Raw genomic sequence first — 12154 nt, 5'->3', positions numbered from 1 at the left:
CCGGGGAGTCAGACCGCGGCGACGCGCAGTGTCGCGACCGTTCCGCCCTCGTCCCCGTCGCGGAGGGTGAACTCCCCGTCGAGCGTCTCGGCGACGGTGCGCGCGAGCCACAGCCCGAGTCCGCTCCCGTGGTCGACGTCGGTGATGTCGCGGTCGCCGAGCACGACTTCCCGCTCCGCCGCCGGGATGCCCGGTCCGTCGTCGACGACGACGAACGCGACCCGACCGTCGGCCGCCCGGACCGCGACGTCGACGGCGGGCGCCGGGCCGGCGTGTTCGGCGGCGTTCTCCGCGAGTTCCCCGACGGCCCGACCGAGGCGGCCGTCGTCCGCCACCCGCGCGTCGTCGTCGACGGTCACGCCGACGGCCGCGTCGGGGTTCGTCTCGCGGGCGACGGCCGCCGCGTCCGCGGCGATGGCGGCCGCGTCGGTCGGTCGCGCGTGGGACGGGCGCTCGGTGTACTTCGCCATCTCGCGCGCCTTCACCGCGAGGTCGTTGATGGCCCGAGCGCGCTCGCGGAGCGTCTCGGCCGAGTCGGCGGCGGCCGACTCCGCGTCGACGGCGTCTGCCAGTATCCCCGCGTGCCCGAGGATGACGTTCGACCCGTTCCGGATGTTGTGCCGGAGCGCCCGGTTCAACACCGCCGTCCGGCGGCGCTCGCGCGCGAGTTGCTCCGCACGGACCCGCCGGGCGTCGTAGACGCCGATGATGATGTGCGCGCCGGCCCCGATCGCCAGGAGCGTCCCCAGGACGAACGCCGGCGACTGCACCACGCCGCCGTCGGCCCGTTGGAACGCGAACAGCGCGAGCATCACGCCCCCGAGGACGACGATGCCGAGGAAGTTCCACGCCGCGATGCGCGTCGCGTTGCGCGTCGATATCGTGCTCCGGTAGAGGAACCCCCCGACGGCGGCCAGTGCGAGCGCGACGAGCGTCCCGAGCGCGGCCAGTCCGACGCCCACCGCCGACCCGCCGGCGAGCAACTGGCCGGCGGTCGGGACCAGGAGGCCGACGCCGCTCAGCGAGATACTCGCACAGGCGACGGCCCGTCTGACGCCGCGCTCGGGGGTCGGCGGCTCCAGCGTCGAGAGCACGCCGAACTGTCGGAGTACGCCCACTACCCGTCCGTCCTGACCGGTCCCGCGAGTTCGTGTGTCTCCGGTCGCCATACCGACCGACGAAGCACGGGCGCGACGAATAACGGTTCGCTCCCGACTATCGCCTCCGATACCCCCACGGTCGTCGAAACGACACGAGCGGCGGCGACGGCGGGAACGAAAGCGAATAAACCGTCGGTCCCGCACGCTCGGGCATGACCGACTACTTCGAGGTCCACGAGCGGGACGGGGCCGCCCGACTCGGGGAACTCCGCCTCTCGACGTCCGTCGCCACGCCGGCGCTCGCGGGGGGGTCCGACGCCGCCCCGGACGACGACGCGGCCCCCGCCGACCGCGTCCCCGTCCGCGACGCGGGGAGCCTCTGGAGCGCCGACCGCGACGTGCCCGCGGGCGACGACGCCGTTCTCACCGTCCTCCCCCACCGCGCGTTCCCGGCCGGCACCCGCGAGCAGGTGGTGGACTCGTTCGCCGTCGACGCGCCCGACGTCGGGGGACCGAGCGCCGCCGTCGTGACGAGCGACGCGCCCGACGCGGCGGGCGCCGCCGACGCGCCGGTCGACGCGTACGTCCTCTCGGACGCCCAGGGGTTCGTCGGCCACGCGAGCGCGTTCGTCGAGAGCGTCGTGCGCGTCCGGGAGGCGGTTCCGGCGGACACGGCGCTCTACCTCGCCGGGGTGGCGACGCCCGCGAACGTCTCGACGCTCGCCTACGCCGGGGTCGACCTGGTCGACGACAAGCGGGCGCGAGTCAAGGGCTCGCAGGGGAAGTACCTCGCCACCGACGGGGAGTACTTCCTCGAGGATCTGGAGGAACTCCCCTGTGCCTGCCCGGCGTGTGCGGTCCCCCGCGAGAAGTTCGACCGCGCGGCCTGCGAGGCGCACAACGTCAACGCCCTCGCCGCGGAACTCCGCCGCGTCCGCCGCCGAATCCGCGACGGCCGCCTGCGCGACTACATCGAGGGGCAGGCGCGCCACGAGCAGTGGCTGACCGCGGCGTTCCGCGAACTCGACCAGGAGTACGGCTACCTCGAACAGCGCACCCCGGTCGTCCGCGACGCGGAACTGGCGGCCGCCTCGGGCGACACGCTCCGGCGCGTCGAGATTCAGCGGTACGCCGAGCGCGTCACCGGCCGGTACCGGAACCGGTTCCGAAACCCGCTGGTGCTCGTCCCGTGTTCGGCGCGCAAGCCGTACTCCGAGAGCCAGAGCCACGCCCAGTTCCACGACGCCGTCCAGTACCGCGCGCACCTCGCCTCGATGACCTCGCCCATCGGCGTCGTCCCGCAGGAACTCGAACTCACCTACCCCGCCCAGCACTACGACACCGTCGTCACCGGCCGCTGGTCGGAGGACGAGACGGCGTTCGTCGCCGAGGTGCTCCGGCGCTACCTGGAGCGCAACGACTACCCGCGCGTCGTCGCGCACGTCCCCGACGAGGGGTACCGCGAGGTATGCGAACGCGCCGCGGCGGAGGTTGACACGCCGTTCGAGTACACCGTCGAGGACCACCCGACGACCACGGATTCGATAGCGAACCTGATGTCGACGCTCGACGGCGAACTCAAGTACACCAAGCGGGAGCGCCAGCACAACACCGTCCGCGCGCTCGCGGACTACATGCTCGGCGACGGCGCGGGCGACGACCTGTTCGACGAACTGAACACGACGAGCCGCTACCCCAAACTCCAGGTGCGCGACGACGACGGCGAGCAGTTGGCGACGATGGTGCCCAACTACGGGGTGCTGGCGTTCACGCTCGCGGGCGCGCGCCGGTGGGTCGAGAGCGACGCGCCGACGAAGCGCGTCGAGATAGACGGGTTCGTCCCGCAGGGGAGCGTGCTCGCGCCGGGCGTCGTGGACGCGGACGCCGGGATTCGGGTCGGCGACGAGGTGGTCGTCGAGGGACCGCGCGCGTTCGCGGTCGGCCGCGCCGAGATGTCCGGGCCGGAGATGACCGGGTCGACGCGCGGCATCGCGGTGCAGGTGCGGCACGTCGAGGAGACGTAGGCACGCCACGCGAGAGCCACGCTGACTGGTTTGTGGCCGCTCGCGCCGTCTCCGGCGAACCGTTCTGTGACTGGTGTCGGAACGTGCCGGGTACGACGCCTCGTCAGCGTCGCCCCGCGGACGCCCTCCCCGGTCTCACCGCCATCGCCATTCAGGGTCGCCGGCCTCCTCGTCGTCCTCGGGTTCGGGACCACCGCGGTAGTCGGGTGGTGTCTCCTCACGTCGCTGTCGGCCGTCCTCGACGAGGAGGTGCCAGACGCCGAAGACGGCCCGCGAGCGGAACGGGTACCTCCCCGCCGGCGTTCGTGCCGGTGTGCTCCCCTGTCGGTATCCCACGACCGGCGCCGCCGAACGAGACGACGGGGTCGTCGACCGCGAAGCGAACGCCTACAACCCCGCCCGCACAGTCGCGGGTATGGACGACTCGGACGAGGTGCGCGTCGGCGTCGACGTCGGCGGCACGTTCACGGACCTCGTGACGGTCCGGGACGGCCGCGTGCGCGTCGACAAGACGCCCTCGACGCCCGCCGCTCCCGAGGAGGGGGTGTTGACCGGGCTGCGCGCGCTCGACGCCCCGCTCGCGGACGTGACGTTCCTCGGCCACGGCACGACGGTGGCGACGAACGCCGTGCTCGAGGGCGAGTGGGCCGACACCGCCCTGCTCACCACCGAGGGGTTCCGGGACGCGCTCGAGATCGGCCGGCAGACCCGGCCCGACATCTACGACTTCGCCGCGGAGAAGCCCGCGCCCGTCGTCGAGCGGGACCGCCGGTTCGAGGTCCCCGAGCGGGTCGACGAGCGCGGCGACGTGCTGGAACCGCTCGACGAGACGGCGGTGCGCGACCTCGCGAGCGACCTCCCCGACTCGGTCGAGAGCGTCGCAGTCGCCCTCCTCTTCTCGTTCGAGCACCCCGACCACGAGCGCCGGGTCCGCGAACTCCTCCGCGAGGCGGGCGTGACGGCGTCGGTGTCGCTCTCCTCGAACGTGCTCCCAGAGATACGCGAGTACGAGCGCACGCTCGCGACGAGCCTGAACGCCGCGCTCAAACCCGTGATAGACGCGTACCTCGGGTCGCTCGCGGACGCGGCGGCGGACGAGGGGTTGACCGCCCCGCTGCGCGTGATGGGGTCGAACGGCGGGCTGATGGCGGCCGAGGCGGCCCGCGAGCGCCCGGTGAACACCCTGCTGTCGGGACCGGCCGCGGGCGTCCGCGGCGCGACGCACGTCGCCGGTCGCCGGGGGACCGAGGACCTCGTCACGATGGACATGGGCGGCACCTCCTGTGACGTGTCGCTCGTGCGCGACGGCGACCCGCTGGTGACCACCGACACGGAGGTGGGGGAGTACCCGGTGTCGGTTCCCACCGTCGACATCCACACCGTCGGTGCCGGTGGCGGCTCCATCGCGCACGTCGACGCCGGGGGTGCGCTCCGGGTCGGCCCCGCATCCGCGGGCGCGGATCCCGGGCCGGTGTGTTACGGCCGCGGCGGCACCGACCCGACCATCACCGACGCGCACCTCCTGCTCGGCCGCATCGACCCCACGGGGTTCCTGCCGGACGCGCTCTCACGCGACGCCGACGCGGTGCGAGAGGCGTTCGCTCCGCTCGCGGACGCCGTGGACGGGAGCGTCGAGGACGCCGCCGCGGGCGTGCTGAGCGTGGCGAACGCGAACATGGAGCGCGCGCTCCGCGTCGTGTCGGTCGAGCGGGGGTACGACCCCCGCGAGTTCGCGCTCGTGGCGTTCGGCGGCGCGGGACCGCTCCACGCCACCGCGCTGGCGGACGCGCTCGACATCCCCGAAGTCGTCGTCCCGCGCGCGGCGGGCGTGCTGTCGGCGCTCGGCCTGCTCATCAGCGACGTGACGTACGACTACGCCACCTCGATGGTCAGACCGTGGACGGAGGTGGACGCGGCGACGCTCGACTCGCAGTTCGCCGAGTTCGAGGCCGAGGGGCGCGAGGAACTCGAATCGGCGGGGCGCGCGCCGGAGGAGACGCGCTTCGAGCGCACGCTCGACCTCCGGTACGCCGGCCAGTCGTTCGACCTGTCCGTCCCCGTCGAGGGCGAGGCGACCGAGGCGGAACTCGACGCCGCAGTCGAGCGGTTCCACGAGGCGCACGAGCGGCGCTACGGCCACGCCTACCGCGAGGAACCGGTGGAACTCGTGACGGTCCGCCTCCGTGCCCGCGGGACCGTCGACCCGCCGGACCTGACCGTCGCAGACCGCGACGGCGACCCGGCCGACGCGCGGGTGGAGACGCGCGAGGTGGTGTTCGACCGCGACCCGCGCGACACGCCCGTCTACGACCGGGCGCGCCTCCCGACCGAGACGGCGTTCGGCGGGCCGGCCGTCGTCGAGGGGTCCGAGAGCACCGTCGTCGTCCACCCCGGACAGCGCGCGCGGGTCGACCCCGACGCGAACCTCGTCGTGGAGACGGGGGGTGAGTCGGATGGGTGACCCGGGCGATTCGAACGCGGCGGGCGAGTCGCCGACCCGCGACGTCGACTCGGTGACGCTGGAGGTCATCCGCAACGGATGCGAGGCGGTCGCCGAGGAGATGAACGCGAACCTGGTGCGGACGGGCTACTCGCCCAACATCAAGGAGCGGCGCGACTGCTCGACCGCGCTGTTCGACGCCGACGGCGAGATGGTCGCGCAGGCGGAGACGATGCCGGTCCACCTCGGCGCGATGCCGTTCTCGGTCGCCGCCGCCGTCGAGGCGTACCCGCCCGAGACGCTCGCGCCGGGCGACTCGGTCCTCCTGAACGACCCGTTCCGCGGCGGCGCGCACCTGCCGGACCTGACGCTCGTGACGCCCGTCTTCGACGAGGCGGGCGAGGCGGTGGTCGCGTTCGCCGCCAACCGGGCGCACCACGCCGACGTCGGCGGGTCGACCGCTGGCAGCGTCGCGGCCGACTCGACCGAGATATACCAGGAGGGGCTCCGCATCCCGCCCGTCAAGTTCGAGCGGGGGACCGGCGGGGTCGACGCGGACGGCCTCCCCGAGAGCGAGGTGCGCGAGGACGTGCTCTCGACGATTCTCGCGAACGTCCGCACGCCCGAGGAGCGTCGGGGTGACCTCCGCGCGCAGACCGCGGCGAACGCCACCGGACGGCGGCGGTTTCGCGACCTGCTGGCGACCCACGGGGACGACCTCGCGCCGGCGCTCGAGGAGATACAGGACTACTCCGAGCGGCGGATGCGCGCGGAACTGGCCGCCCTGCCGGACGGGACCTACTCGTTCGCGGACGCCCTCGACGACGACGGCCGCGGCACCGAGGACCTGCCCGTCGAGGTGACGCTCACCGTCGACGGCGACGGCGTGACGGTCGACTTCGAGGGGACCGCACCGCAGACCGCCGGTCCGGTCAACGCCGTCTTCGCGGTCACCGCGTCGGCGACGTACTACGCGGTGCGGTGCGTCACCGACCCGGACATCCCGCCGAACCACGGCTGTTACCGGCCCATCGACATCCGCGCGCCGGAGGGGACCATCGTGAACGCCGACCCGCCGGCGGCGGTGGTCGGCGGCAACCTCGAGACCAGCCAGCGCGTCACGGACGCGGTGCTGGGAGCGCTCGCGGAAGCCGACCCCGAGGCGGTCGTGGCGGGGTGTCAGGGGACGATGAACAACGTCACGCTCGGCGGGACCGACCCGCGGAACGACGGCCCCTACGCGTTCTACGAGACGCAGGGCGGCGGGTTCGGCGGCCGGGCGGCCGGCGACGGCATGGACGGCGTCCACGTCCACATGAGCAACACGCTCAACACCCCGGCGGAGGTGCTCGAAACCGCCTACCCGCTCCGTATCGAGCGGTACGAACTCCGGCCCGACTCCGGCGGCGCGGGCCGCCACCGCGGCGGCCTCGGCCTCCGACGGGACATCCGCGTCCGCGACCACACCGCGCGGTTCAGCCTGCTCGCGGAGCGCCACGAGTCCCGCCCGTACGGCCTCCTCGGCGGCGGACCGGGTGCGACCGGCGCGGCGTACCTGCTCGACGAGGACGGGGCCGACGAGAAACTCTCGGCGAAACACACGCGCGACCTCCTCCCGGGGTCGGTCGTCAGCGTGCGGACGCCAGGCGGCGGCGGGTACGGCGACCCCGCGGACCGGGACCCCGACGCCGTCGCGCGCGACCTCCGACTCGGGAAGCTCACGCCCGAGGCGGCGCGCGAGGAGTACGGCTACGACCCGGACGCCGGCGAGAGCGCCGGCGACGAGTGACACCGGGCACCCGAACCTGTGAAGTGAGGGGCGGCCGGCGGCGAGCCGTTCTGCCGCAGCGGCTCAGCGAACCACGTCGACGACGCGCCCCTCGCCCATCGCCGCGAGCACGACCCGGTCGATACGACCCGACTCGTCGTGTTCGAGCGCCGCCTCGGCCACCGCCCGGGCGACGCGCTCGTCCGCCGGGTCGTCCACCTTGTTCACCAGCGGGACGGCCGCCGCCCCGTCGGGGACGCCCTTCAGCCCGCCCTCGGGCGAGGCGAGCACGCGCCCCACGGCCTCGGCGGTGACGTCGTCGCCCTCGCTCAGTCCGGTGAGCGCCGCCACGCGCTCCGGTCGGTGAACGGTCGCCTCCGCGAGCGGTCGCCCGACTGCGTGCGCCGAGGCGACCGGGACCACGGCGTCGGCGCTCGCGGGCACCTGCGGTTCGCGGTCGCTCGGCGCCTTGAACTCGCGCATCCGCGCGCCGTCGGCCTTCACGAGCACCGGGCCGTCGTGAGCGGCCGCCAGGTCCGCGACGACAGCGGGGTCGTACCCGCGGTAGCGGTCCTCGCGCTCGCGCTCCGGAACGAGTCCGAGCGGCCAGTCGTCGGACCCGGCGTCCGCGTCCGAGAGCGCGTCCACCGGTCGGTCGGTGACGGCGACGCGGGCGACGTGGTCGTCGAAGATGGGGATGCGGACCGTCGCCGTGACGACGGCGCGGTCGAGGCGGGCCGCGAGCGCGTACAGCGTGGTCTTCTTCCCGCCCGCGCCGACGACGGCGACGAGGCCGTCCGCCGGGAGGGCGTCCTCGGGGGTCATCGTGCGTCGGCGACCGCCGCCGCCAGTTCGTCCGTGTCGGGGAACGTCATCGGCTCGCTCGCGCTCCACGCGTAGCGGACCTCCCGGTCGCCGTCCACGACGAACGCCGCGCGGCGCGCGATGCCCGCGAGCGGGCCGTCCGCGACGCGGACGCCGAAGTCGGCGACGACCGAGTTGTTGAACCCCGAGACGAGCGGGTAGTCGAGGTCGTACTCGTCGATGAACGCGAGCAGCGACCACGGCGTGTCGGCGCTGACGCCGTACGTCGGCGCGTCGGTGTCAGCGAGGTCCGCCCGCCAGTCGCGCAGGCGGCAGAGTTCCTCCGTGCACGTCCGAGAGTAGACGCCCGGGTAGAACGCGAGCGCGAGCGGTCCGTCAGCGAGCGCGTCGCGCAGGTCGAACGTCGCCACGTCGTCGCCGGTGTAGCTGCCGCGGTCGGCGGCCGCCGCGGCCGCGGGCGTCGCCATCGGCGCGGTGACCGCCGGGGCGGTGTCGCCGGGTTCGAGCATGGTCGGTCTCCGGGGGCGGCGCGCAAAACGCTTCGCCCGCCCGGCGGGCCACATCCGGTCCCCGACGGGTCGGCACGACTCGCTCTCTCCGCGTCACTCACGGAGTCGCTCGTCGGCCGCCTCGAACTCCGCCTCCGTGTTGAGGTTCTCGAACGTGTCGCCGTCGGCGCGTCCGAGAACCTCCGACTCGGGGACGACGACGTGCTCGACGTCGAACAGCGGCGCGAGTATCTTCCGGTCGCCGCGGTCGAGCGCGGCGTCGCAGGCGTCGGCCATCGGGCCCGCGCGGTACACCGCCTGGGTCGTCTGGTACCACTGGTCGTCCAACTGGGGGACGGCGGCGTCGGCGCCCGCGTCGGCCGCGCGCTCGAACAGGTGGGAGGCGAGCGCCGGGTCGACGAACGGCATGTCGCACGCGACGACGAACGCCAGCGCGTCCGACCCGCCCCAGTCGGCGACGGCGCGCAGGCCCGTCCCGATGCCCGCCATCGGCCCCGCGTCCGGGTCGGGGTCCTCGGCGTAGCGGACCGGATTGGGGTAGCCGTCCATCGCCGCCTCGATGGCCTCGCGCTGGTCCGTCCGACAGTTGACGACGAGGCGGGCCGTGACGCCCGCGAGGCGGTCGGCGACCCGGCGGAGCATCGGCGTCCCGGCGAGGGGGGCGACCGCCTTGTCGCGCTCGCCGAACCGGGTCGAGCGGCCGCCCGCGAGCACCACCGCGTAGCGCGTGTCGCTCACGCCTCCCCGTCGGCCCGTCGCGGACCTAAGGGTTCGGGGTCGCCGTGGCAACCCTTATTCGCGTCGCTCCGCTTCCCACAGGTGATGCAGCGACGGACGCGCGTCCTCCGGGTGGACCTCTCGGCCGGGACCGTCGAGCGGGAGCGGGTGCCCGAGCGGTGGCGTCGCCGCTTTCTCGGCGGCAAGGGCCTCGGCGCGCGCTACCTCTACGAGGAACTGCCGGCCGGCGCGGACCCGCGCGGCCCGGAGAACCTCCTCGGGTTCGTGCTCGGGCCGCTGTCGGGCTACCTGCCCGGCGAGTCGCGCTACGCCGCGGTGACGAAGTCGCCGCTCACCGGCGGCTTCCTCGACTCCTACTCCGGGGGGACGTTCCCCGACAGGCTGGCCGGGTCGCTCCCCGACTGCCTCGGCGTCCTCGTCACGGGCGCGGCCGACCGACCGACGGCGCTCGTCGTCGGCGACGGCGACCCGAGACTGGAGTCGGCGGTCGGCGTCGACGGCGCGCACACCGTCGAGACGGACGCGGCGTACCCGGACGCCGCGGTGGCGTGCACCGGCCCCGCGGGCGAACACGAGGTGGCCTACGCGACCATCGCGTCCGACGCGGGCACCCACCACGCCGGCCGCGGCGGCGCGGGCGCGGTGATGGGCGCGAAGAACCTCGAAGCGGTCGTCGCGCACGGCGACGCGCCGGAGACGCCGCCGGAACTGGTCGAGTTACGCGAGCGCGACGCGGCGGTGTACGCCGCGGACGACACCGGCCGCTGGCAGGCGGCGAGCGAGACGCTCGAGTCCGTCGACTTCGCGGCCGAGGTGGGCGTCCTCCCGGCGCTGGGCTGGACGGAGACGGCGGCGGACGCGGAGGGAATCGGCATCGAGGCGGCGACGGCCGCGGCGGTCGGGCGCGAACACCCGGACGAGGCGGTGCCCGGCGGCTTCCGCGTCGAGACGGACGAGGGGGAGACGGTGCCGCGGGGGGCCGCGCCGATGACGCTCGGCGCGGGGCTCGGGGTGGACGACTTCGACGCGGTGGCGACGCTCGCCGGCGTCTGCGACCGCCTCGGCGTCGACGTCATCACCGCGGGGAACGCCGTCGCGTGGGCGGTCGACGCGGGCGAGGCGTGCTTCGACTTCGGCGACGAGGCGGCCGCGCGCGACCTCATCGAACGGGTGGCCCGCCGGGCGGACCCGCTGGCCGACGCGCTCGCGGACGGGGTCGACGAGGCGGCCGCCCGCCGCGGCGGCGACGCGTCCATCCCGACGGTGAAGGCGATGGAACTGCCCGCGTACGACCCCCGCGGCGCGCCCGGGATGGCGCTGGCGTACGCCACCGCCGACCGGGGCGGCTGTCACCGCCGGGCGCGTCCCGTCGAGGAGGAGGTGTTCGGCGCGGAGTGGAGCGCGGCCGACCGGGTGCGGGCGGTGCTCGGCGCGCAGACGGCGCGGTCGGTGCTGTGGAGCCTGGTGGTCGACGACTTCGCGGGCGAGGCGCTGTGGGGCGACCTGGGCGCGGAGTGGCTCGACGCGCTCTCGGTGCCCCACGACGACCTCCCGACCGTCGGCGAGCGGGTGTGGACGCTCGTGCGCCTGTTCAACGCCCGCGAGGGGTTCGACCGCGCGGACGACGCGCTCCCGCCGCAGTTCACCGAGCCGCTGCCCGGGGAGGACGCGCCCGCCGCGGGACGCGCGCTCGACCCCGAGGGGTTCGAGCGCCTCCTCGACGCCTACTACGCCGCCCGCGGCTGGGACGAGCGGGGGGTTCCGACCCGCGAGACGTGCGAGCGGCTGGGACTCCCGACCGACGCGCTCGACGGGGGCGACCGACCCGACGGGGACGACGGACCGGACGCCGACGACCCGACAGAGCGGCGGACCGACGGCCGCGACCCCCGGGAGGTAGACTCCGATGACTGACCGAATCGACCTCGACGAACTGGCGGTGGACGACGGGACCGAGGAGACGGAGCGTCCCAACCGGGGGGACTGGTTCTGGAAGGACGAGGGCGACGGCGGCCCGACCGACGCGGGCGGCGCGGAGGAGCGCGAGGGACCGGACGCTCCGACCGACGAGACCGGCGACGCCGATACACCCGCCCGCCCCGCCTCCGACGAGGAGCCGTCGGCGGAGGAGCACACCGCGGACGCGGGCGCGGACCTCGACACGAGCGCGCCGCGAGTCCCGTACGCGGACGACGACAAGCCCGTCGGCATCCCCGTCGAGGGCGGCGGCGCGGGCGGCGTCTCCTCGGACGCGCGCGAGCGGGAGACGCAGGAGCAACCAGAGGCGGCGGGTCCCCACGGCGGCGGCGCCGACGACCTGACGATGGCGTTCTCCTACCGCGCGCTCCAGGGGCTCGCCGACCTCCACGTCGCGCTCGCGGACGCCCAGCAGTGGACCGACTGGCGCGGGCTCGTGGGGGACGTGGACGCGCACGTGCTCAACAAGTTCCAGCGCGACCACGGACTCGACTTCGACTTCTTCAACGGCACCGGGACCGGCCCGGGCGAGCGGCTGGCCGAGGTGGACGAACGCTCGATGTTCCACGCCGAGCGCACGGTGCTCGTCGGCGTCGAGTCCGCGGGGGAGCGGGCGTGGGCCGAGGCGGCCGGCTGGGAGTTCGTCCCCCTCGCGGAGGCGGCGGCGGCGGCCGACTGGCGACTGGTCGACGGTGCGGAGGGGTCGGAAACCGCGGACGGGACCGGCGGGACGGGCGGCGAGGCCGACGAGAGCGACGACCGGTCGGTGTGAG

Annotated in this window: 10 protein-coding genes; 5 read left to right on the top strand and 5 right to left on the bottom strand. The window is 74.6% G+C overall.

The annotated features are described in order from the left end of the window. Positions 1-8: 8 nt before the first annotated feature. The gene (locus tag AC6RUA_RS06710) at positions 9-1118 is read right to left on the bottom strand and encodes a sensor histidine kinase (protein ID WP_499815160.1); all 1110 of its coding nucleotides are present in this window, start codon (positions 1116-1118) and stop codon (positions 9-11) included. Between the two features lie 194 nt (positions 1119-1312). Between AC6RUA_RS06710 and arcS the strand changes: the two genes are divergently transcribed. After that, on the top strand, positions 1313-3124 hold the full coding sequence (gene arcS / locus AC6RUA_RS06705) for an archaeosine synthase subunit alpha (protein WP_499815159.1): 1812 nt from the start codon (positions 1313-1315) through the stop codon (positions 3122-3124). Positions 3125-3259: 135 nt separating this feature from the next. Here the strand turns inward: arcS and AC6RUA_RS06700 are convergent, their stop codons facing one another. Beyond that, a complete protein-coding gene (locus AC6RUA_RS06700; protein WP_499815158.1) occupies positions 3260-3460 on the bottom strand; it encodes a hypothetical protein in 201 nt (66 codons plus the stop codon). Positions 3461-3539: 79 nt separating this feature from the next. Between AC6RUA_RS06700 and AC6RUA_RS06695 the strand changes: the two genes are divergently transcribed. Further along, the gene (locus AC6RUA_RS06695) at positions 3540-5585 is read left to right on the top strand and encodes a hydantoinase/oxoprolinase family protein (RefSeq protein ID WP_499815157.1); all 2046 of its coding nucleotides are present in this window, start codon (positions 3540-3542) and stop codon (positions 5583-5585) included. Beyond that, positions 5578-7353, top strand: coding sequence for a hydantoinase B/oxoprolinase family protein (locus AC6RUA_RS06690; protein WP_499815156.1), 1776 nt, complete (start codon positions 5578-5580; stop codon positions 7351-7353). The genes AC6RUA_RS06695 and AC6RUA_RS06690 overlap by 8 nt, the downstream gene beginning before the upstream one ends. A gap of 63 nt (positions 7354-7416) precedes the next feature. Here AC6RUA_RS06690 and yqeC read toward each other — a convergent pair whose 3' ends face one another. The 3 genes from yqeC to mobA form a co-directional block, all read right to left on the bottom strand. Further along, positions 7417-8157, bottom strand: coding sequence for a selenium cofactor biosynthesis protein YqeC (yqeC, locus tag AC6RUA_RS06685; RefSeq protein WP_499815155.1), 741 nt, complete (start codon positions 8155-8157; stop codon positions 7417-7419). After that, positions 8154-8666: a redoxin domain-containing protein gene (locus AC6RUA_RS06680; protein ID WP_499815154.1), complete on the bottom strand. Its 513-nt coding sequence runs from the start codon at positions 8664-8666 to the stop codon at positions 8154-8156. The genes yqeC and AC6RUA_RS06680 overlap by 4 nt, the downstream gene beginning before the upstream one ends. 93 nt (positions 8667-8759) lie before the next feature. Next, on the bottom strand, positions 8760-9404 hold the full coding sequence (gene mobA / locus AC6RUA_RS06675; RefSeq protein ID WP_499815153.1) for a molybdenum cofactor guanylyltransferase: 645 nt from the start codon (positions 9402-9404) through the stop codon (positions 8760-8762). A gap of 84 nt (positions 9405-9488) precedes the next feature. Between mobA and AC6RUA_RS06670 the strand changes: the two genes are divergently transcribed. After that, on the top strand, positions 9489-11318 hold the full coding sequence (locus tag AC6RUA_RS06670; RefSeq protein WP_499815152.1) for an aldehyde ferredoxin oxidoreductase family protein: 1830 nt from the start codon (positions 9489-9491) through the stop codon (positions 11316-11318). Beyond that, entirely contained in the window at positions 11311-12153 is an 843-nt protein-coding gene (locus AC6RUA_RS06665; protein WP_499815151.1) for a DUF7124 domain-containing protein, read from the top strand. The genes AC6RUA_RS06670 and AC6RUA_RS06665 overlap by 8 nt, the downstream gene beginning before the upstream one ends. Position 12154: the final 1 nt, after the last annotated feature.

The organism is Halorarum sp. SLYT50 (assembly GCF_059821265.1).
Note: the sequence above shows the minus strand (reverse complement) of the source record. Positions and strands in the feature narration are given on the sequence as shown.

What these genes read in the sequence shown, in the direction of transcription:
- arcS (WP_499815159.1), top strand. Translation starts at nt 1,313, where the DNA reads ATGACCGACTACTTCGAGGTCCACGAGCGGGACGGGGCCGCCCGACTC.
- AC6RUA_RS06695 (WP_499815157.1), top strand. Translation starts at nt 3,540, where the DNA reads ATGGACGACTCGGACGAGGTGCGCGTCGGCGTCGACGTCGGCGGCACG.
- AC6RUA_RS06690 (WP_499815156.1), top strand. Translation starts at nt 5,578, where the DNA reads ATGGGTGACCCGGGCGATTCGAACGCGGCGGGCGAGTCGCCGACCCGC.
- yqeC (WP_499815155.1), bottom strand. Translation starts at nt 8,157, where the DNA reads ATGACCCCCGAGGACGCCCTCCCGGCGGACGGCCTCGTCGCCGTCGTC.
- AC6RUA_RS06680 (WP_499815154.1), bottom strand. Translation starts at nt 8,666, where the DNA reads ATGCTCGAACCCGGCGACACCGCCCCGGCGGTCACCGCGCCGATGGCG.
- AC6RUA_RS06670 (WP_499815152.1), top strand. Translation starts at nt 9,489, where the DNA reads ATGCAGCGACGGACGCGCGTCCTCCGGGTGGACCTCTCGGCCGGGACC.
- AC6RUA_RS06665 (WP_499815151.1), top strand. Translation starts at nt 11,311, where the DNA reads ATGACTGACCGAATCGACCTCGACGAACTGGCGGTGGACGACGGGACC.